This window comes from Flagellimonas okinawensis (assembly GCF_029194005.1).
In the GTDB taxonomy this organism is placed as follows: Bacteria; Bacteroidota; Bacteroidia; order Flavobacteriales; family Flavobacteriaceae; genus Flagellimonas; species Flagellimonas okinawensis.
The window spans coordinates 582,930-604,476 of record NZ_JARFVA010000001.1 but is presented as its reverse complement, the minus strand read 5'-3'; the positions used below and the strand labels follow the sequence as shown (position 1 = coordinate 604,476).

At 39.9% G+C, this 21,547-nt stretch carries 23 protein-coding genes; 12 read left to right on the top strand and 11 right to left on the bottom strand.

Annotated features, from left to right (window positions below; all coding sequences use genetic code 11):
* Positions 1-612 carry an FMN-binding negative transcriptional regulator gene (locus PY091_RS02910; RefSeq protein ID WP_275648256.1) on the bottom strand — a complete coding sequence of 204 codons (612 nt, stop codon included), beginning with the start codon at positions 610-612 and terminating at the stop codon, positions 1-3.
* Between the two features lie 181 nt (positions 613-793).
* Here PY091_RS02910 and PY091_RS02905 point away from each other — a divergent pair, with 181 nt between their 5' ends.
* The 7 genes from PY091_RS02905 to PY091_RS02875 all read left to right on the top strand — a co-directional run bounded on the left by PY091_RS02905 (position 794) and on the right by PY091_RS02875 (position 5,122).
* On the top strand, positions 794-1,417 hold the full coding sequence (locus PY091_RS02905) for a tetratricopeptide repeat protein (protein WP_275648255.1): 624 nt from the start codon (positions 794-796) through the stop codon (positions 1,415-1,417).
* 7 nt (positions 1,418-1,424) lie between these two features.
* Positions 1,425-2,753, top strand: coding sequence for a 2TM domain-containing protein (locus tag PY091_RS02900; RefSeq protein WP_275648254.1), 1,329 nt, complete (start codon positions 1,425-1,427; stop codon positions 2,751-2,753).
* 219 nt (positions 2,754-2,972) lie between these two features.
* Positions 2,973-3,254 (top strand): 2TM domain-containing protein, encoded by a 282-nt coding sequence (locus tag PY091_RS02895; protein WP_275648253.1) that lies wholly within the window; start codon positions 2,973-2,975, stop codon positions 3,252-3,254.
* 44 nt (positions 3,255-3,298) lie between these two features.
* On the top strand, positions 3,299-3,601 hold the full coding sequence (locus tag PY091_RS02890) for a 2TM domain-containing protein (RefSeq protein ID WP_275648252.1): 303 nt from the start codon (positions 3,299-3,301) through the stop codon (positions 3,599-3,601).
* Complete coding sequence (locus PY091_RS02885; RefSeq protein ID WP_275648251.1) at positions 3,592-3,909, top strand: 2TM domain-containing protein; 318 nt, start codon at positions 3,592-3,594, stop codon at positions 3,907-3,909. The genes PY091_RS02890 and PY091_RS02885 overlap by 10 nt, the downstream gene beginning before the upstream one ends.
* 1 nt (position 3,910) lies before the next feature.
* On the top strand, positions 3,911-4,246 hold the full coding sequence (locus PY091_RS02880) for a 2TM domain-containing protein (protein ID WP_275648250.1): 336 nt from the start codon (positions 3,911-3,913) through the stop codon (positions 4,244-4,246).
* A 120-nt stretch (positions 4,247-4,366) separates the two neighbouring features.
* A complete protein-coding gene (locus PY091_RS02875) occupies positions 4,367-5,122 on the top strand; it encodes a LytR/AlgR family response regulator transcription factor (protein ID WP_275648249.1) in 756 nt (251 codons plus the stop codon).
* A gap of 89 nt (positions 5,123-5,211) precedes the next feature.
* On the opposite strand, the gene PY091_RS02870 is transcribed toward PY091_RS02875, so the two are convergent.
* A complete protein-coding gene (locus PY091_RS02870) occupies positions 5,212-6,402 on the bottom strand; it encodes an LETM1-related biofilm-associated protein (protein ID WP_275648248.1) in 1,191 nt (396 codons plus the stop codon).
* 166 nt (positions 6,403-6,568) lie between these two features.
* On the opposite strand from PY091_RS02870, the gene PY091_RS02865 reads away from it, so the two are divergent.
* From PY091_RS02865 to PY091_RS02855, 3 genes are all read left to right on the top strand, one after another.
* Positions 6,569-7,261: a DUF4331 family protein gene (locus PY091_RS02865; RefSeq protein WP_275648247.1), complete on the top strand. Its 693-nt coding sequence runs from the start codon at positions 6,569-6,571 to the stop codon at positions 7,259-7,261.
* Between the two features lie 19 nt (positions 7,262-7,280).
* Complete coding sequence (locus PY091_RS02860; protein WP_275648246.1) at positions 7,281-7,994, top strand: DUF4331 family protein; 714 nt, start codon at positions 7,281-7,283, stop codon at positions 7,992-7,994.
* Between the two features lie 66 nt (positions 7,995-8,060).
* A complete protein-coding gene (locus PY091_RS02855) occupies positions 8,061-9,350 on the top strand; it encodes a tetratricopeptide repeat protein (protein WP_275648245.1) in 1,290 nt (429 codons plus the stop codon).
* A 109-nt stretch (positions 9,351-9,459) separates the two neighbouring features.
* On the opposite strand, the gene PY091_RS02850 is transcribed toward PY091_RS02855, so the two are convergent.
* A complete protein-coding gene (locus PY091_RS02850; RefSeq protein WP_275648244.1) occupies positions 9,460-9,981 on the bottom strand; it encodes a mechanosensitive ion channel family protein in 522 nt (173 codons plus the stop codon).
* 70 nt (positions 9,982-10,051) lie between these two features.
* On the opposite strand from PY091_RS02850, the gene PY091_RS02845 reads away from it, so the two are divergent.
* Together PY091_RS02845 and PY091_RS02840 are read left to right on the top strand one after the other, a co-directional pair.
* On the top strand, positions 10,052-11,032 hold the full coding sequence (locus tag PY091_RS02845; RefSeq protein ID WP_275648243.1) for a CorA family divalent cation transporter: 981 nt from the start codon (positions 10,052-10,054) through the stop codon (positions 11,030-11,032).
* Between the two features lie 135 nt (positions 11,033-11,167).
* A complete protein-coding gene (locus PY091_RS02840; RefSeq protein WP_275648242.1) occupies positions 11,168-11,815 on the top strand; it encodes an OmpW/AlkL family protein in 648 nt (215 codons plus the stop codon).
* A gap of 70 nt (positions 11,816-11,885) precedes the next feature.
* Here PY091_RS02840 and PY091_RS02835 read toward each other — a convergent pair whose 3' ends face one another.
* The 8 genes from PY091_RS02835 to PY091_RS02800 all read right to left on the bottom strand — a co-directional run bounded on the left by PY091_RS02835 (position 11,886) and on the right by PY091_RS02800 (position 21,520).
* Entirely contained in the window at positions 11,886-12,683 is a 798-nt protein-coding gene (locus PY091_RS02835) for an anti-sigma factor (protein WP_275648241.1), read from the bottom strand.
* A 5-nt stretch (positions 12,684-12,688) separates the two neighbouring features.
* The gene (locus PY091_RS02830; protein ID WP_275648240.1) at positions 12,689-13,216 is read right to left on the bottom strand and encodes an RNA polymerase sigma factor; all 528 of its coding nucleotides are present in this window, start codon (positions 13,214-13,216) and stop codon (positions 12,689-12,691) included.
* 75 nt (positions 13,217-13,291) lie between these two features.
* The gene (locus tag PY091_RS02825; RefSeq protein ID WP_275648239.1) at positions 13,292-13,915 is read right to left on the bottom strand and encodes a hypothetical protein; all 624 of its coding nucleotides are present in this window, start codon (positions 13,913-13,915) and stop codon (positions 13,292-13,294) included.
* A 107-nt stretch (positions 13,916-14,022) separates the two neighbouring features.
* Entirely contained in the window at positions 14,023-14,610 is a 588-nt protein-coding gene (locus PY091_RS02820; protein ID WP_275648238.1) for a superoxide dismutase family protein, read from the bottom strand.
* A 78-nt stretch (positions 14,611-14,688) separates the two neighbouring features.
* Positions 14,689-15,384: a DUF2490 domain-containing protein gene (locus tag PY091_RS02815; protein WP_275648237.1), complete on the bottom strand. Its 696-nt coding sequence runs from the start codon at positions 15,382-15,384 to the stop codon at positions 14,689-14,691.
* Positions 15,385-15,427: 43 nt separating this feature from the next.
* The gene (locus tag PY091_RS02810; protein WP_275648236.1) at positions 15,428-18,625 is read right to left on the bottom strand and encodes a WD40/YVTN/BNR-like repeat-containing protein; all 3,198 of its coding nucleotides are present in this window, start codon (positions 18,623-18,625) and stop codon (positions 15,428-15,430) included.
* 148 nt (positions 18,626-18,773) lie between these two features.
* Positions 18,774-20,033, bottom strand: coding sequence for a metal-dependent hydrolase family protein (locus PY091_RS02805; protein ID WP_275648235.1), 1,260 nt, complete (start codon positions 20,031-20,033; stop codon positions 18,774-18,776).
* Positions 20,034-20,050: 17 nt separating this feature from the next.
* On the bottom strand, positions 20,051-21,520 hold the full coding sequence (locus tag PY091_RS02800; protein ID WP_275648234.1) for an amidohydrolase family protein: 1,470 nt from the start codon (positions 21,518-21,520) through the stop codon (positions 20,051-20,053).
* Between the last annotated feature and the right edge of the window lie 27 nt (positions 21,521-21,547).

The following is a 21,547-nucleotide window of genomic DNA, read 5'->3' as shown; positions in this document are numbered from 1 at the left end:
TTATGGCTTTTTATGCTTCATGTGCTCAGCAATGCTATTGCTGCCTGAATCCGTCCGCTCTTCAAGTTCGGAAATTATAGTGTCATGGTCATCTTTCCGGGTCTGTGACAGCTTATAGGTTGCTTGTATGTCTGTAACATTGATCTTAAAACCAACAACGCCCTTTATTTGTCTCAGGGTTTTGGGAGAAAGGTTCTTTAGTGAAAGTGGTTTTTTGGACGCTTTTTCATATTTATCGACCAATCTGTGCATAGATGCCATGGTTTCCTCTTCGTCAAGAACGGTCAATGTACCATACATGTGAACCGCAATATAATTCCAGGTAGGCACCTCTTCTTCCTTATACCAAGACGATGACACATAGGCATGGGGGCCATTAAAAATGCAGAGTACCTCCGTGTTTTCTTTAAAATGTTTCCATTGTGGATTTGCTTTTGCAATATGACCGACCAATAAATGGTTCCCTTCGTTATCGGTTTCCAATTCCAAAGGGATATGGGTGCCCCATGGTTTATTGTCCACAATATTGATTAAAATGCCAAAGCTATTTTGTGTCACAAACTCTTTTATTTCATCCAAATTGTGGTTACTGTAATGTTTTGGGGTATACATATTATGTGATGATTTTATCGCTGTTCGCTAATGTATAAATTAAAGCTTTCATGTTTTACAGTTCATCCATTAATGTTTACAGTTCGGTAATCCTTCTTTTAAAAAGCTACCCTATCAATTCATCTTTGCTGCAACAATAATTCAATCAGAAACAATATCATAAAAACAAAAAACAGCAGTCATGAAAAAACTTATTTTAACCATTGTTTTGCTAGGGACCACACTTGCAAATGCGCAGGACCGCTATTCCACTGGAATGGAAAGGGCCTTTGAGTTGTGGAAAAACCAAAAAACCACAGAAGCATCTCATATGTTTGAACGAATCGCTACCGCAGAACCGGATAAGTGGTTGCCTTATTATTATGTTTCACAGATTAATACAGTAATTTCCTTTGGGGAACGAGATGAGGATAAATTGACCGGACAATTGGAAAAGGCCAAGGAGTTTTTAGATGTGGCCAAGGCCATTTCACCCAACAACCCAGAACTTTTGATACAGGAAGCACTTATAAATACCGCTTGGATCGCTTTTGATGGTGCAACTTATGGCATGACACTTTCTCCGAAAAATGCCCAATTGTACCAGCAAGCGATAGCTCTTGCCCCGAACAATCCACGGGTAATACTTTCCAAAGCAGAATGGGATATGGGGTCGGCCAGATATTTTGGAAAAGACACTACACCTTACTGTAAAGATGTGGAAAAGGCCTTGGAACTTTTTGCTACCTTTAAATCCGAAACACCCTTTTACCCGACTTGGGGTGCAGATAGGGCAAAAGAAGTATTGGCCAGTTGCGGTAAATAATAAAAAAATGAAACTCTTACTAAGGGAAATATTAAAGTCATTGTTGATAGGGGTCGCTATTTTTATAGTGTCCCTTATTATCTACTTTGTCAATGGTTGGGAGTTTACCTTCAAGGAATTGTCCATAGATTTTTGGGAAACCATTGTGTTTTCGATGATTATTTACCTCTGTAATGCGGCATCGTTTATTTTGCTCATGCGGAAATACGATAAAGAACTGTTTACCCGTAAATACATCGGTTATGGAATTTTAGGAAACATTGTAGCCTCCATTATCGGTATCTTCTTGGCCCGTTTCGTTTTAAAGGTGTTCATTTATAATGTAAGCTTCAGTACATTTATTTTGGACGAAACTCCACGGGATTACTACACCTCCTTTGTAATTGCGATGATAGTGGCCCTTTTGTTCTATGCGGCCTATTATTATAAATTTTATAAAGAAAAGCAGGTTAAGGAGCAGAAAATTATTGCTGGATCTGCTTCTGCACGTTTCGATGCGCTCAAAAACCAGTTAGACCCTCATTTTTTGTTCAATAGTCTCAATGTACTAACAAGCCTTATTGAGGAAGATCCGCACCAGGCCCAAAATTTCACCACATCACTATCCAAGGTTTACCGGTATGTGCTGGAACAAAAGAACAAAGATTTGGTTACTGTGGATGAGGAACTAAAGTTCGCTAGAACCTATGTTAGGTTGCTCAAAATGCGTTTTGAAGACAGTATAATCTTTGACATCCCCGATAATTGTTCACAGCCAGAAGCTAAAATAGTTCCATTATCGCTTCAACTTTTGTTGGAAAATGCGGTTAAACACAATGTGGTTACCTCTTCGCGACCCCTGCACATTAAAGTGTACGAAGAGAACGGAATGTTGGTGGTGAGCAACAACCTCCAGGAAAAGCAGGTCGTTAAAAAGAGTAGTGGTGTCGGCCTACAGAACATAAAGCAACGGTATAATATTTTGACCGACCGAGAAATGGTCATTCGAAAAACTGAAAAGGACTTTAGTGTTTTTATACCTATGCTCACCCAAAAGTATACGGTGTTGGAAACACAGGAAAGCTTTATTGAGGAAAAGCGTTATGCCAAGGCCAGGGAACGTGTGAAAAACATCAAAGAGTTCTACGGGAACCTTATGGCCTACTGTATCGTAATTCCGTTTTTATGGTGGCTTAATTTTCGTACCACGGACTTTCTTTGGGCATTTTTCCCTACACTCGGGTGGGGATTTGGACTTACCGCACATGGTTTGGCTGCATTTGGTTATAATCCATTATGGGGCAAGCGTTGGGAAGAACGCAAGATTCAAGAACTCATGGACAAAGATGATTTCTAGGGAATATAGATTTAATCTTCCTTCTTAAATTACTTTCAGCGTGTCTTTAAATTAAGTGAAAGCCATTATAATAGATGGTTTTCGTCCATTGAAATATCCCTTGATCCCTTCAACTAGCAATTCATCCTCATAAAATTACAGTTCGGAAATTCACTTTTCATTTTACCCGAATGTATAGCGAGATTTGAAGTGTAATCAAAAAATAAAACCGAACAGATCATGGAAAATTCATCAGAACAACGTTATTCAAGAGCAAAGGAAAGAGTGGAGCAAATCAAATCTTTCTACTACAACTTGGCAGCCTACTGTCTTGTAATCCCCACCTTAGTCTATATCAATTATAAAACGACCAGTGGTATACCATGGTCCATATTTCCCGCTATTGGATGGGGGCTAGGTCTTGTAGGCCATTGGATGAATGCTTATGGCCACAATTTTATACTTGGTAAAGGATGGGAAGAGCGTAAGATTCAGGAATTTATGAACGATAAAGAATTTTAAGAATGAGTACTTTTAACTACAACATCACATCAAATAACATCACAATGGAAAACTCGAAAAAAGAAAGTAAATATATAAGGGCTCGCGAGAGAGTGGATGAACTCAAAAAGTTCTATGGCAACCTTACTTCTTACGTTATTGTGATTTCGGGCCTGGCCCTCATCAATTATTTTACCACTGGTTTTGCCTATATGTGGTTTTTATGGGCAGCCTTTGGTTGGGGGATAGGGATTGTATTCCACGCAATAAAAACATTTAACTTGAACCCGTTTTTTGGTAAACAATGGGAAGAAAGGAAAATAAAGGAGTTTATGAGCGAGGAAGAGAAAAACAATAAATGGAAATAGTGATGGAGAATTTTAGCCAAGAAAAATATAAACGGGCAAAAAAAAGGGTGGATGAACTCAAGGGGTTTTACATTCACTTGGCCGTTTACATTGTAATAAACACCTTTATCTTGCTCAATATCTATATGCACACCGATAATTTTTGGCGTTGGGAACATTTTATTACCCTTATGGCCTGGGGCTTTGGATTAATGTTTCATGGTTCCAGAGTCTTTGGGGTCAATCCATTTTTGGGCAAGGATTGGGAGGAAAGACAAATTAAAAAGTATATCGAGGAGGACAAAGAAGAAATGAACAAGTTTAAGTAAGATGAGATTGGATAATAAAACGACTAGGGAGAGGGCCGAAAAACGCGTAGAAGAACTAAAAGGGTACTATCGACATATTTTAATTTTTGTTGTTGTAAATGGCATCCTACTCCTTTTAAAAACCGGAGTGCTCACAGCATTGTTGCCAGAAGCATTTCCGAAAGAGTCTTACTACTACGATTGGATCAACACCAATGTTTTGCTTTGGGTCTTGATCCTGCTTTTTCATACATTGTTCGTTTTTAGGAACAAAATTTCTTTCTTTAAAAAATGGGAAGAACGCCAGATCCAAAAATATATGGATGAGGACCGGGAGAAAGTGGACAAGTATAAATAGTGCTTTGATATTATGTTTCATTTTTTTTGATAAAAACAGAAAGAATGGAGATCCATTTTTGAATTGAAAAACAAAAGGTGCAAGTAAAAATACCAACCCAAAAACACAAACCATACATAGATGAATGTCTTGATTATTGAAGATGAAAAACCGGCAGCAAGAAGGTTGTCCAGATTGCTTTCTGAACAGGAAATAGAGGTCTCTAAAATGTTGCATTCCGTTGAAGAATCCATTGCCTGGTTTCAAGAAAATCCACACCCAGATCTTATCTTTTTGGACATCCAATTATCGGATGGACTTTCCTTCGAAATTTTTGATTCCATAGAGGTTAAAAGTGCAATCATTTTTACCACCGCTTATGACGAATATGCACTCCAAGCATTCAAGTTGAACAGTATCGATTATTTGTTAAAACCTATCGATGAAGAAGAGCTGGAAAGTGCAGTAAAAAAGTATCGGAATTTTAAACCCGAAAATCAAAAAATACCGATTGATTTCAACGACATAAAAAAGCTTTTGGTGAACCCTTTGGAGAGGGAGTACAAGAAGCGATTTACAGCTAGGGTAGGGCAGCATTTAAAAATTATAAATGCCGATGAGGTAGAATGTTTTTACAGTGAGAACAAAGGTACTTATGCCGCAACTTCAGATGGAAGAAATTATTTATTGGACACAACCTTGGAACAATTGGAAGAGGAGCTGGAACCACAAACATTTTTTCGGGTGAGCCGAAAGTTTTATGTGAATATCAATCACATAGGAGATATTATTTCATATACTAATTCAAGGCTGCAAATCAAATTAAAGCGTTTTGATGAGCACGAAGTCATTGTTAGTAGGGAACGAGTGAAGGACTTTAAGCTTTGGTTGGAATAATACAGTTTAAAAAACTGATTTCCAAAATTATAATGTGTAAAAGAAATAATTATAAATTTTTCTTATAGTAGTTATTTTTAGCCTAAAACCTAGTTTTCTTCTACTCGATTGTCGTCAAAGGCCGAAGGAAGTAATTTTGGAATCAATTTAATAAAAATTGGAAGAAGAATGGCACCTCCAGGTAACATAAAAATGGCCAAGGAAGGTATACTTTTAAAAATATCCAGTAGTTGATTTTGTACTTTTTTCTTCTCTTCTGAACTTAAATCCTTAACGGTTGACTTAGATAAAAGCGCGACCAATTCACGACTTTCCGTAAGCTCTTTTTTTAATCTTTTGCTATTTCTCAGAATTAATTTGCTCACATTTTTGGACATCCCATCGTAGAACTGAACGGCCAAATTTTTGTTGTTCAAATAGCTAATTTTTTCCTTGTTTTGTTCAAAGAAATTTTTGACAAATTCGAGTTCAAATTCAATATCTTTTTTACTCTTTCCGAGGTCGTTTCCCAACCCAAAAATATAGTCCGTTTCTGTGTAGTCCAAAGTCTTATCTTCCCATATGGTCAAGCAGGCCATATCCAAAAAATAATCCTTCTCATTGGAGGTGAAATTTTGCTTCAAAAGATCGGAATAATTGCCATCAAAATGGGCTTCATCAAGATCAACATATGTTAAAGAAGATCCTAGTAATTGAATCAGTTTTGCATCCGATTCATGGGTCTCTTTTGAGTTGAGTGCGTGGTACACAATATTGATCGTAACGTACTCCAAAATTTGGGCATGTTCCATCATATTTTTATTGCCCCTGAGGTAGATCATAAAGATCAAAATATCTACATAAAGCAGTGAGTTGGTCAAGCTGTTTCCAAGTGCCCTGCTAAAGGTATTATCACTCAAATAAATTCTGGAGTCGATTAATTTTTCGAGTTGGGATTCGGTTTTGGAACCGGTCAATATTTTGTTCAAAAACGAAATTCGGCTTACATCCAAAGATTGGTAATAGTCAAATACTTTATTTACAAATGCATCAAAATCCGTTTTCCCTACCTCAAAGGAGTAGGTAAAATATAGGGCGGTAAGCAAGTTGATCTTGGCAATCTCATCTTCACTTAAAGCATGCTCCACTTCAATAAAAGAAGAAATATTTAGGTGGACCCCGTAAATGAATCCGTTTTGTTTGAGTTCTCGGTACAGGGCATTAAAGTCTTCAAAGGGCGAAGTCTCTTTATCTACAAGATGACCAAACTTGTTTATCCATCCAGAGGCAGAAGGGTTCATTTAAATGTATTAGCATCCAAAGTAAAACAAATTATCTGACATTTTTCATCTCCAAAGCCCTACTTAACTAAAAATCCTGTTAAGATAATTTTAACATTTCAAAACCAAACCACCCCTAAAAAGCTTCCGTAGGTAGGGGTGTAAGAAACCTTTAAAAACAATTAATATGAAAACAAGAAAAGGATATTTAATGGGCCTCGGAGCCTTGGCAACAATAGCGGCCATATTGGTGTCGGCGGACCATATTGATGCGCCATCATCAGCTGGAACTTCGGCCGATATTGCTGATTTTTATGCATTTGAACCAAGTGAAGGTTCGGACAATACCGTTTTTGTGGTCGACCTCCAATCGAATGTATTGCCAGATTTGGCCTATGGAACCTTTGATGAAGATGTGCTCACGGAAATAAATATCGACTTGGATGGCGATTTGGTCGAAGACCAAGTAATACAAGCCATTGCCAAGGATGGCAGAATGTACTTTTTTGGCCCTGTTGCACCTTCACAAACAGGTTTGAACAGTTCAGTATATACGGAAGCAGCTTTGGGAGATGTGGAAATATCAGGCGCCACGGCAATGGTGGAAACCACTTCGGACGGGGTATCTCTATTTGCCGGTCCTAGGCAAGACCCTTTCTTCTTTGATTTTTTCCAGTTCAACGCCGTGATTTCACCTGAACTGGATTCAGCGCCTGGTGGATTTTTACCACCGGATGAAGCTGCCGATACATTCGATGGAGCCAATACCATGTCCATAGTTGTTGAGATTCCCAATAGTATGTTGGGAACTCCAACGGCAACCAATGCCTTGGGTTTATCAGTGTATAAAACTTGGGTGACCACAAACAGAAAACAATAAGAAACTTAAAAGCAATAGTATGAAACTTAAACAATCGATATATATAACAGCTCTTGTAGCTAGCCTTGGTATTATGGTGAGTTGCAGTAATGATGACAATGGAACATACATGGATGACGATATGATGATGGATAACGATATGATGGAGCTTGATTTTTCCGGAACATTTTCTCAAGTAGACCATATAGGGCGCCCCGGAATCAACACAACATTAAGTTATGATATGGAAGGCGAAGCAAGTGTAAAGGATGCCCATAACACCACTATTCCATCTGAAATGGCATCTACCTTTCAAATGGGTTTCCAGGCCAGGTTAGAACAATATCATGATGTTTACGCCTTAAAACTTGGATTGGACCCAGCGGATGTGGACTATGAGAACAACATTTTGGGGTTGGATGCCGCTACACTTACCACAGTTTTGGCCGCAGATGTTTTGGAAGTAGCTCCAGACTTGCCAACTACCTATTTTAACCCGGGTACCGATCTTGATAATGATGGAAATGTATTGGTGCCGGATGGAGATGAAGTTGCACTCACTGGGAGACACCCCAATGATGATATTATAGATGTTTCCCTAATTCTATTTTTCGGGGGAATGCAAGGAGACAGGTTTAGTGGTCAAGACCTAGATGATGATGGAATGGCCGATTTACCTAGACTTACATCGGATGGTGTTGGACTTACGGCCAATATTTCGACCACATTTCCCTATTTGGGAGCACCCGAGTAATTGCTATGAAAGGGATGGGGGAAGGATACTTTCCTTCCCCTTTTTTTAATTAAAAACAACAGCATAATGAAAACAACAGCACATAACTTTTTTATTACAATAACCATAGTATTATTAACTGCTTGCCAACAAAAGCAAACCGATTTTACAACCAACCGAAAGGATTACGACAAATACTTGGCATCGGAACCAGTAAAAACCACTTCCAAATACTTTCAACTATGGGACAACAAAATTAAATCCGATAGTATGCAATTACTCAGTTTGGGTAATGTAGCAGGAGAGTATGCTAGGTTTTTTAAGGGTACAGGAAAAATAAAGTATCTTAAGGATGCTGAACAAGCCTTAAATAAAGCTGTAGAAATTGCAGCTGTGGGCAAATCAGGTTATTTAAGGGCACTTGCCAGGAACTATATCTCCCAGCACCGCTTTAAAGAGGCCTTGATATTGGCCAAAGAAGCTAGGTCTTTAGGGAGTGGGGTTAAAGATTCTCAAAGCTTGCTATATGATCTGCACATGGAATTGGGCAACTATCGCATAGCTAATGCATACCTGGATAGCATTAAAAACATGTCGGATTTTGGTTATTTGATTCGTGTTGCCAAATGGAACGACCATAAAGGAGACTTGGGTACCGCTATTCATTTTATGGAAAAGGCCATGGCAAAAGCAGAATCATCTCAAAATAGAGATTTGTTGGTATGGTCGTACACCAACCTCGCTGATTTTTATGGTCATGCCGGACGCATTGAAGATTCATATTATCTATACTTAAAAACGCTTCAAATTGATTCGCAAAACGCCTACGCTAAAAAAGGCATAGCCTGGATTGTTTATTCCCATGAGCGTAATGGAGCGGAAGCATTGCGAATCTTGGACAGTATCATGCAAAAGAACAAGTCACCGGAATATTATTTACTCAAGGCGGAAATAGCGGACTTTATGAAGAATGATTTGCTCCGGGTACAGTCCTTGGATAATTATTACAAAATCATTGAGGATAATAAAGATTATGGAGATATGTACAATGCTTACAATGTCGATTTTTTACTGGGACTGGAAGTGGACCAGAAGGCATTTGAGCTAGCTCAGGAAGAGGTCAAGAACAGACCTACGCCTGAATCTTACGGTTTACTTGCCTATAGTTTATTGCAGGTGGGACAGGAGCAAAAGGCCATGGAAATTATAGAAAAGCATGTAATGGGAGCTACCTTCGAGCCCGCGATTCTTCATCAAGCAGCAGAGGTTTATAAGGCCAATGGAAAAAAAGAAAAAGTAAGTGCGTTAAAGCAAGAATTGTTGGAAGCTGCGTTCGAACTAGGGCCGATCAAGGAGGCCGAGATAGCGAGTTTATAGATTTCCCCCACTAAAAGCAAACATAGAGGTCGGTTTAGGCCTCAGTTTGGTTGTTGTTTTTAGGTACGCCATGGCTTTTGCCATGGCGTTTCTATTTTTTGATGAGTATTTATTCAGCTTCAGTAGTTTCTTCTTTTAGGATCTCTATTCCTTTTTGTATCACCAAGTTGGTGGGAATGGTTATTCTTTTACCATCATCTGTCCGCATAAACAAATAAAACCCACTGATATCCTCTACCTTTCCTGTCCAGTCAAAATCTTTGTCCATAACACGAATTCTATCCCCCAAACGCAAAGGATGGTTAAAAAACAGAATAACACTGGCCGTTAAATTGGATAAAATGGACCATTGGGCCACAAAACCGACACCCAAAATCGCTAATATGGATGATAAAAACACAGAGAAGTCTTCCAGATTAACTCCCCAAATCAAGGAAATACCGATAAATGCCAACAGATAAAACAGCAAGTTGCTCAGGTAGAAAATAATTTTTCTACTGTTCATATCAATGGAACTGGTTCTGCCAAAACGCCTGATCGCTCTTTTGCTCAATGAATTCAAAGCTATAATAATGGCTAGCAGCACAATAGTGAATAAAATCTCCGATTTAAAGGACATGGGGTCAATCATGATCGTTCTTAGTAAATTTGGTTTAACTTATAGTTCTAAACTACGAATAAACCCTTTCATATTTTTAACCATGAAAACAGATTTTGAAGAAAATTCATGGGTGATCAATTACTCACCGGACAATTACTACAACCGCAAGTTTTCTATAGAGGAAGACCAAATACTTTCTAAGGGAGATAAATCCATCACTTGGGTGAACACGTACGGATTGGATTATATGGATGAGTTTAGACAGATGGTGAACGGTAATGGACTCGATGACTTTTTACTGCGTTTGCTGTTAAATCAAAAATTGGGAAACAAGGTAATTGTATTGGAAGACCAAGTGTTTATTGCTGCCCGTATTTTAAAGACCGAGCACCATAGTATGGAGTCGGAACAGATGTATTTTGTGGTATCCAAGGATTTTAATTGGTGCATACAGGAAAAAAGGGGAGATCATTTTGATTGGATACGTGAAAGGATTTTCGAAAATAAAGGGATAATCCGTAAAAAAAAGGCCGACTACCTGCTATTTTTTATTCTGGAAACCTTGATAACAAATTATAAAGACAAGTACGAGGAAAGCGTATTGATGGAGAATGCACTGGATGCCATCGTTAAGCGTGAGCCCACACCGGAGTTTATGTTCGAGGTAGAACAAAAAAAGGCCACCATACAGGATTTTAAAAAGGCATCACACGGACTTAGGGACATTATTGTAAAACTGGAAAGGGTAGAGGTAAAGGGATTTCAAACCAAATATTTTAGCGAATTAAGGGAGCAGATCAATGGATTGATCGCCGATATTGATTCCGATATTATGGAACTCGAAAGCCAGATCAACTTATTTTTTAGTGTACAGGGGCATCGGTTGAACGAGGTAATGAAGACCTTGACCATATTTTCGGTAGTATTTATTCCCCTCACATTTTTAGCGGGTATTTATGGGATGAACTTTGAAAATATGCCCGAACTAAAGTGGCCTTACGGATATTTCGTTTTATTGGGTGTAATGCTGGTAGTCACCATAATTTCCATTATCATTTTTAAACGTAAAAAATGGTTCTAACCATCAAATAATCAGATTTTTACATAGTAATTAGGGCTCTTCTGTGGTTTTCTCCGCTTTTATCCAATGATAAACATCATATTCTTGGAAAAGGCAGCTCGGTAGCTTTGTCTCATCATTCTAAAACTAAACACGATGAGAAAAAGAATACTAGTAGCAGTAATGGCCTTTATAGGTTTATCTAACTTGGCAGTGGCTCAAGATGCTCCAGCGGACAACGGTGGAAAATGGCAATTTAGGTTAAGGGGGATTGTAGTTTCTCCAGACGAAAGTGCCGACATCGAAGCTATTGGAGGGGACGTTGATATCTCAACTTCTGTTGTTCCCGAGTTCGACATTACCTACTTTTTTGATGATAACTGGTCCATGGAGTTAATCTTGGGTACAACCAAGCACGATGTGGAAGCTGTTGGAACGGCAGCAGGTGATATTGATTTGGGAAGTGTGTGGTTATTGCCACCAACCCTTACCGGACAATACCACTTTACAGGAGGTGATTTTGTGCCCTATTTGGGAGCTGGTGTCAACCTTACCCTGTTTTATGGTGTAGATGAAGGTCCAATCGCTGATGATGTGGAATACGATACAGCTGTTGGTTTTGCGCTACAAGGTGGTTTCGATTATATGCTCAACGATAAGTGGTTCCTGAACTTTGATGTTAAAAAACTGTTCTTGAACACTACAGCAACAGTGGATGCCACAAGTGCTTTAGGAGCTACGGTAGATGCCGATGTTGACATCAATCCATGGATATTTGGATTTGGAATAGGATTAAAACTTTAATATTCGAATTGTTTTTTTAGGTAATCTAAGTTTTGAAGGTGGTTTTGGTTTATCCGGGCCACCTTCTTTTTTATGTACCTACTGCACCTAGCGTGTACAACTGTTCCAGTGTAGGCGACTCGCTACCTCCCTCAGGTTCCAACGTAATACCAAATGCTTCTGATTCGTTGGCATTTTCCAAAGTGAACAATTTCTTGTCCTGGGATGCAAAATCATCCAACAAACCAATACTGGTAGGCGTAAGAGGGTCTAATTTTAACGACCATACTTGATAAGTAAAACCATCCGGTGGTTCCGGAAGACCCTGAGCATCAATGATTACTTTTTGTTCTTCTTTGTTCCAATAGGCTTTTGCATAGGATGTAGGAGATACCGTTTGTCCTCCAAGGGCGATAACGGTTACATTTTTATCCCTAATGTCCTGTAGAAGACGCTCCTGATACGTTATTTCTTCCTGTGTATCCGTAAGTATATCTTCCAAGCTTTGCTTTTCTTGATTGGTGAGCTCTATCTCCGATTTCAATTTTGAATTTTCGGAATACATCCAGAATAGGCCTATGGCCAATAAAATAGATGCTGCCCATCCCAGATAACTGCCCCAAGCAGTTTTCTTGCTCATGGAACTTTCCGGTGTAAATTGGATTACATTCTTTATTTCTTCCTTGATTTTCACAAATCCGTTTTCGGGCATTTTTGGAGAGGAAGATTCCGTAAGTTTTAAAATGGCGTGCTCAATAGCTTCAATCTCCTTTCTAATTTCTGGATATTGAATGGCATAGTGCTGCACCTCAAGGTTTTCTTCAGGTGAAAGGGCTCCGGCAACGTAGAGCTCCAATATTCCAGATGCTATGTATTCTTTCACATCCATGATTCCTATGCCATATTTTTTCTAATGTTGGAAATACAGCTTCTTATTCTAGTTTTAATCGTGCCAATGGGAGTATCCAACTCTTTGGCAGCTTCTTTTTGTGTATAGCCTTTAAAGTAAAGCATATCAATAAGTAAAATACACTTTTGTTTTAATCCCTTTAAAAGGGATTTTAGGCCAATGGTATCCATTTTACTGTTTAAATCCTCCTCGCTTTCAAAAATACCTACGAGAGAATCAACAGCTAGGTTCTTTTTTTGATTTTTATGTGCTTTGGACCGCACCTCGTCAATTGCTGCATTTCGAGCAATATTGAGTATCCATGTGAAAAATCGACCTTTGGAGGCGTCATATTGGTCTGATTTCTCCCAAATCTTGACAAAAACATCCTGACAAATTTCTTGGGAGCGTTCGGGATCCTTAACGATTACATTGATTACCCCACAAATATTCTCTGCGTACATATTGTACAAAGCCTCAAAAGCGACTGAATCCTTTTGTTGAAATTGTTTTATGAGGTTGTCCAAATCCATGCTATATCCCTAAATATATAAAAAAAGGACCGCCAAAGGCGACCCTCTTAATATAAATGTTCGGTATGGGGAGTTTTACTCTTGTACTAAAAGTACAGATCCTTCAATGGCAACATCTTCCCAAGTTTTGCTAACACCGTCGGCGCCAGTATGTAATATTTTACAGGCTTCGTTCAAAGAGGCCAATGCTTCCAAAGCATCCCATTCTTTTAAATCCATTACTCCGGAGAAGTTTACGCGATTATCGTCGGTAATCTCATACTCCATTGGAAGTTCGGTGGACACTCCGTTCATGCTCAATAATACGGCACAGCTGTTATCTTCTTTAAATGTAAAAGTCCCACTTATGGATTGGGTCTCTACCATTTTGTCAAAAAAGAATTCTATGATTTTTGGATCCCTTGTGTTTGTCGGGTCATTTGTGAATAGACTGCTGATCGGAATGCTAAATTCCAAACCGTCTAAAGTTTCGATTGGCGTTTCACCTGCGGTATAGGTCAACTCAATTTCTTTGAAGGTTCCACCAACAGGAACTTTGTCCGTTGTTTTGTAAGCAGTGAACTTAACATTGGTGGAGTCCTCTACAATGCTATAAGTTGTAACTGCTTCTTCCGTTTTTTCTTCTTCTTTTTTTGTTTGCTTGCAACTGAAGGCGGCTACTAAAAATAGTCCCAAAACAGCAACTTGAATTTTTTTCATTCTGGATATTTTAAATTTCTTGTCTAAGTTAGGCAATAATTAAAGGGTGGTCAATAAAAAAAGCTGCCACATGGGACAGCTTTTAATAATGTATTCTGTAAGTGCTGTTATTGAATGATGCCTGTACAAGCAATTCTTGCACCAGCAGCACCAGAAGGTTGAGAAGTAAAGTCATCTGTTCCTTGGTGTACAATAACCGCTTTTCCAAGAATATCCTTTTTCTCATCGCCACAACCAATGCACCATTCGTCTGTTGCAAACTCAACGGTGGCCGTTCCTTCGGCTGTTGCGGTAAAGTTGCCGATATCCCCTTTGTGGTATCCGTCTTCGGAGCCCCATTTTCCATGTTGTTCAAATGTAGGGTTCCAATGTCCTCCCGTGGATTTACCGTCGGCAGAGGAGCAATCCGCTTTCTCGTGCAAATGAATGGCGTGCTCTCCTTCATCCAGTCCGGTAAAGGTGGCTCTCATGATCACTTCGCCTTCATTTTCGGTAAAAACAACTTCACCGTTTACGTTGCTATCACTTTTTGGTTCCATGGAAAAAGTTATGACTTCGGGGTCTATGGTCTCGACCACTTCATCAACAGTGGCTTCAACTTCTTCTGTTGTTTCTTCTGCTTCTTTTTTTGCTTGTTTGCAGCTAAAAGCTGTTATAAATACTAGCGCTAGGGCCGTTATTTGTACTTTTCTCATTAAAAATGAAATTTTTTAAGGTTAGCCTATAAGTTAGGGAATATTTGAACTGCTGTCAACCATTTACCCGTTCAATTTTTATGGCTTGTTCTTTTTAAAAAGGCCTCTTAGGTCTGGATTGTAAAAAATGGCCAACTGTAAACGGTCATAAACAGCATTGGAAAACTGATTGCGCAGGTAGCCGATTTGAATATTGCTGTTTTCGGTAATGTTCACACCAACAGCACCATACAATCTGTTTTGTCCAAAAAGATCGTCTTGCAAGTTGATGAATAATTCATCATAAAAGTTGAGAAAAAAAGTGTTGGTGAGTGGCAATGTCATTTGAATTCGATAACGTGCACGATGCTGAGTATCGGTGGTCTCCCCAAAATCCAAGAACCGCTGTTCCAATCTGTACCGATGCTCGAACAAAAGTTCCCACACCTTGTTCTTTAAAATAAACTGCTCAAAAATCCTATGCTCTTTGGAGTTCAGTTCACCTTCAAACTCATAGAAAGTGTTGTCCGTATCAATAAACGCATACCCTCCGGTTGCAATGGCATTCTCATTGATGTGATAATTGAGCCCTGTTCTTAAGAGCATTTGGTTGAAATTGGAGGTGGTCTCATAAAAACGGAACTGGGCTTCCGTATGCACACTCCAGCGCTCAGATACCTTGTTGGTTCCAAAATACATGTACCAAGCTCCTAGTTCATCTTCTCCAGGTTGTTGCGCATGTACGGTCGATAATCCAAATATGATAAATAGTATGCCAGCTAATCTTTTGATCATTTATTTTCTTCTTTTATGCTCCCATAACAATTATGGGGGAGTTCTACTTTTTTAAATTGAAACTTTCGGTCTCTTTAAAAGGAGATAGATCCAATGATTCAATGGAAGTTCTATACGATTTCCAATCTCCATTAAAGAAGGCATTGGTTTTATCCAATGCTGCCTTTAGTTCCTCTTCAGCAAATCGAATCATTCTTGTTTCCGTCGCTGTGATACCAGATTTCCTTGTGTTTACATAGTAAGAAGCAGTTCCCAATCTGGACATTACGTTAGGGTTTGGGTCATCGGTGATTCCCTGTCTTTTATCTTCTTTGCCCAAATAAAGTGCTATCACAGAATCGATTTCCTTTACAATGTCTTCCGATGCTTTGATTTGATCTTTGAACTTGTCTTTATCCAGTTCCTTAAGCTCTTTTTTAAACTTCTCGGCCAAATTTTTACTTTCCACCAGTTGTTTTACTGCATCTGCTGCGGTTTGAGTATAACCTTCCAGCTTTTTACCTGTTTCGTAAACTTCATCAATGGAAGCTAGGTTAACTTTAAGTCTGGGGTCCGTTTTTACCGTAACGGAAGTTGAATCGGATGCCTCTCCGTATATCACCTTTACTTTGTAAGTGCCAGGTTTAACAGTGACTCCGCCACGTTCTCTAGAATTTTTCCTGATGGTTCTTGAAGGTCTTTCAGGTCCTTTTTCATCCAAGTTCCAATAGATTCTATGGAATCCAGCTTTTTTCGGCGCTTTTTGTTTTAAAGTTCTAATGAGTCTGTCACCGTCATAAAATTCAAAGAAAATGGAATCTTTGGTTTTTGCTTCGGCTTTTTCCTCCTCAGCTTCGTTGTCCTCTTTCTTTTCTTCTTTATCCTTGCTGACCGCTTCTTTTAAGTAGTACGTGATCATCGCACCTGAATTGCGGTTTTCTCCACTATAAATAGCATCGCCACCAAATCTACCTCCGGTAGGTTGCTGATAAGCCGCTAAATAAGCATCCGGACTATCGAACAAACTCACCTCTTTCTGTAATATGGATGTATTTCCTGCCAATTTCCGTAACGGACGAATATCATCCAAAACCCAAGCTGCCCTTCCAAAAGTTCCAATAACCAAATCTTGTTCTCTTGGGTGAATGGCCAAATCCTTGGTGGAAACGGTAGGGAAATCCTTGTTCCATTTTTTCCAAGTTTTTCCAGCATCCAAAGAAATGTAAAGTCCGTCATCGGTTCCCAAGAACATAAGGTTTGGGTTTTCTGGGTCTTCAATTATGGAAAGCGCATAGCTGGCCACATCATTTTCGTCAACTATTCGGGTCCAGGTTTTTCCGTAGTCTGTGGTTCGGTAGGCATATGGAGCATAATTGAATCTCCTATAATCGTTGGCCACCAATAAGGCTTCACCTTTGTTATTTTGTGATGCTTTGATCTGTGGAATCCAGCTTCCTGTGGGTAAACCTTTGATGTTTTTGGTAACATCGACCCATGTTTCACCGCCATTTTGTGTAAAGTGAACTCGTCCATCATCCGTACCTACCCAAAGCATGTTCTCTTCCACAGGCGAAGGTTCTATTACAATAATGGTACAGTGATTTTCGGCTCCAGTGGCATCCATTGTCAGGCCACCACTTTCGCTTTGCTTTTGTTTTTCTTTATCATTGGTGGTCAAATCTGGGGAAATCACCTCCCAGGTCAAACCTTTATCCGTGGATTTGTGTACAAATTGACTTCCAAAATAAACGGTGCTATTGTTAAAAGGGTCTTGACCAATGGCAGCGTTCCAGTTAAATCTTAATTGTGTATCCGCATCGGGAGGGGTAGGGCGAACAATGTAACCATCGCCTGTTTTCCAATCGTATCGGCTAACAAAACCTTGTTGGCTCATCGCATATCCATATTGACTGTCGTCCCTATCTGGAACTACATCGAAACCATCACCAAAGGCGATTTCTTGCCAATAACTGTTTCTTATACCTTGGGCTTTCCACACATAGGCCGGTCCTCTCCAAGAGCCATTGTCCTGCATTCCACCGTACACATTGTAAGGATATTCATTGTCCGTATTAATGTGGTAGAACTGGGCCACAGGTAGATTGCCAATAAAGCGCCATGTTTTACCTCCGTTTTTGGTTATGTTTAGCCCTCCATCGTTCCCATCTAGCATAAATTGTCCGTTTTTAGGATGAATCCACCAGGCATGGTGATCGGGGTGAACACCATTGTCCACTCCATAGGATGGCATTAATTGTGTAAAGTTTTTACCACCGTCCTCGGACACATTTATGTACGTGAAAACGGAATACACACGATTCTCATTTTGTGGGTCAACGTATATTTCTGAATAGTAAAATGGTCGATTTCCAATATCGCTTTTATCGTTTACTTTCTCCCATTTAAAACCGCCATCGGTAGATTTGTAAAGTGCGTTCTTTTTTGCTTCTACCAAGGCATAGATGATATTGGGTTTGTTCCTAGCTATTGCAACCCCGATCCTACCCAAATCTCCTTTGGGCAGTCCATCTTCCTCTGTAATTTTTTTCCAGGTTTTACCGCCATCATGGGTAATGTGCAAGCCACTTCCTTCACCACCAGATTTAAAGAACCAAGGGTCTCTTTTGTGTTCCCACATGGCAGCAATCAATTTGTTTGGATTTTTTGGGTCCATTACCAAATCGGCAACACCTGTTTTGTTGTTTACGAACAAGACCTTTTCCCAAGTTTCACCACCATCGGTAGTTTTAAAAACTCCTCGTTCCGGGTGTTCTCCCCAAGGTGAGCCAATGGCACCGACATAAACAACATCGGGGTTTGTTGGGTCGATAATCACCCTGTGGATATGCCTGGTTTTTTCCAATCCCATGGGCTTCCAGGTTTTGCCTCCGTCCAAGGACTTATAAATACCATATCCGCCATTAAGACTGTTTCTTGGGTTACCTTCTCCTGTACCTACCCAGATTACGGATGGATTGGACTGTTGAATGGCAACTGCACCAATGGATGCCGTTACTTCGTTATCAAAAACAGGCTCCCATTTAATACCACCGGAGGTAGATTTCCATAGACCGCCAGATGCAGTTCCTACGAACATGACATCGGGGTTGGAGTGTACCACATCAATGGAAGTTACCCGTCCGCTCATTCCCGCAGGACCAATATTTCTGGGCTTGATGTCCTGTAACAATTCTACATCAAAATCTTGTGCAGTGATGCTAGCGGTAACCAGCAATACAAGGTAGAGGATTGATTTTTTCATTAGTTGAGTTTGTTGTATTTGAGTTTAGTTTTAACCTGATAAAAGGGCATACATTGAAGAGGTATGGTCATTTTTTCGGTCGCCTAAAGATACCAAAAACCATTGCCTCATTTCTTAAAATGATGTTAATGAAAGATTCTTGAATATGCTATTGTTCGTTTTTGTAAACGATACCGTCCTTCATTACAAATTTGACGTTTTTCATAGTAGAAATGTTTTCCGCCGGGTTACCTTCCACGGCAATTATATCGGCCAAATATCCTTCCTTTAATATTCCCAATTCATCAAAATGAAGCACTCGCGCATTTAAAGAAGTAGCCGATTGCAAAGCTTTAATTGCTTCCATTCCATATTCCACCATTAACTCCAATTCGCGGTAATTCTCGCCATGGGTAAAAACACCGACATCACCTCCAAAAACAATATCCACTCCAGATTCTAATGCCAGTTTAAAGGATTTCTTCTTTTGGGCCACTCGGTCAGGATCTGGTTCTTTGCCCTTTTGCCATCCTTGGTATTGTGAAATGGATTCAACAGCGGCAAGGGTGGGACAGTAGCCTACATTTCTTTCCTTCATCAATGTAAAGATTTCCAATGAGCCTTCGTGACCATGCTCTATGGTTTCCACACCGCCCAAAATTGCCCTGCGCATCCCTTCTGGTGTACTGGCATGGGCCACAACATAACGTCCAGCGGTATTGGCGGCAGCAACCATGGCATTTATTTCTTCCTGTAAAAATGTAGGTTGCGAGGGTTCGCCTGCTCCCCACCGATAATCAGCATATATTTTGATAAGGTTAGCTCCATTGCCCATTTGGGTTCTGACTTCCCTTATAGCCTCATCTGTTCCAGTTACGGGCATTGCACCTAACGGAACGGTAACACCATCATGGAACCCTTTTGGACCATAAGCACCGGTTGCAACAATCGCTGGCCCTGCCATTAGTGTACGGGGACCGGGGATTATACCGTCATCAATGGTCTTTTTAAGGTAAACATCTGTATAGCCAGCACCTTCGGAGCCCAAATCGCGCATGGCGGTAACCCCGGCCATCAAGGACTTTTTGGCATGGACCACACCGCGGACCGCTCTTTCGGTGGGTGATTCCTTCAAAACTTGGTCGTTCCATTCGGTTTCGTTGTAAGGATGCAACAATAAGTGGGAATGACCCTCGATAATACCGGGCATTAAGGTCATGCCCTTTAATTCTTGCTTTACATAGGAATTGACTTGTTTCAACCCATTAATGGGACCAGTATAAGTGATACGATTTTCCTCCACGGCAACCACCCAGTCCTCATGCATGGCGATTCCATCAAAAACACGTTCGGGTATAAGCAGGGTTTGAGACTGAATGCTATTGAAACTTAAAACAAGAATAAAAAGGATGAGATGTTTTGGTTGCATGGTTTGTTCTTTTTGGATTAATCCATTACGGCGTTTTGCAATAGTTGTTCTAATTGGCTTTTAGAAAACACTTGTGTTCCTTTGATGACCGTGAAGATTTTTTCGGTGTTTTTAATGTCTTCCAGAGGATTGGCATCTAAAATCACTATATCTGAAACCTTTCCTTTGGAAATGTTTCCATATCCTTCGGTTTTACCTAGAAATTCTGCTCCGTTCACTGTGGATGTTCTCAGTGCATGAAGCGGAGAGATACCATTCTTTACCATAGCCTGCAGTTCTTTATGCAATGATATGCCAGGGTAGGTGTAAGAGTTAAATGCTCCGCTATCCGAACCAGCCAATAACTGTACTCCTGCATTGTTTAGATCATAAGCCAATTCGCCAAAAAATGCATCCAAATTTTTGCGGTTGGCTCGGGCCTCTTCCGATGAATTTAGGGCCGATTGTATTCTTCCTTGATAGGTCTGGATCAATCCACTGCCCATATATTTTAAGTATTCGTCCTTACTGTGGTCTACTTCATCCAGATAACTTAAGGTTTTGCCAATATGAAGCGTGGGCACTACAAAGACATTGTTTGACTTTAACTTGGTAAAAGTTTTCTGAGCTGTACTATCCGCGTACCCTTCCATTAAAGCGGGCATGGCTCCCCAGAACCCCATTTCTCCCTTGTTCAGTTTATCGGTTACCTCAATTTCGTTGCTGGCGCAGCCTTTCATTATATAATAAAGGTGCTCAATCCCATCCATGCCGGCATTTATGGTTTCATCCAATGTAACGGTGAAGGGCATATGGCCAGAAACGGTGAAACCTCTTTTTTTGGCTTCTTCAATGGAATGTATATAGTTTTCAGGGGAAATTCTGCTGTCGTAAATTTTTACGAAATCCACATTCAAGGCTTCCAAAGAATCCAAGGCATTTATCACATCAGTTTCGGATTCCACTTCTAACGAACCCGCCCAGCTTCCGTCGGGGCCATCAATTTTTGGTCCAGCCGTAAAAATGGTAGGCCCAACCATTTCTTCTTTGGCGATTTGGCTTTTCCATTTCATTACTTCGTGGGTGAGGTCACCACCTGCATCACGAACGGTTGTGATGCCATTGGCAATAAAAAGTTTCAAGAAATTTTTGTTGTTCGATATGAGTGAATCACCACCCCGTAAGTGAATGTGATTGTCCCAAAAACCCGGCAGTACATACTTTCCTGTCGCATCGATAATGGAGTCTGCCTTAAATATACAGGCATCCACCGCTTCAATCTTTCCATTGGTAATATAAATGTTCTTTTGTTCCACTATGCCATCCTCCAAATCTATTATCTGGGCATTGGTTATGGCAAGGTCATAATGGTTGGTCTTGTCCTTTTTACATCCTATTGCAAGAAGAAATAGTAGGGCGGAAAACAGGAGTCGGGTCATAAATGGTTGATTTTTTGAATTCTTAAAGATACCCGATTTTTTATTCTTCAACCCTTTGGGATTTTCCATTTTTTTTGGTGATTTTTAACCAAATAC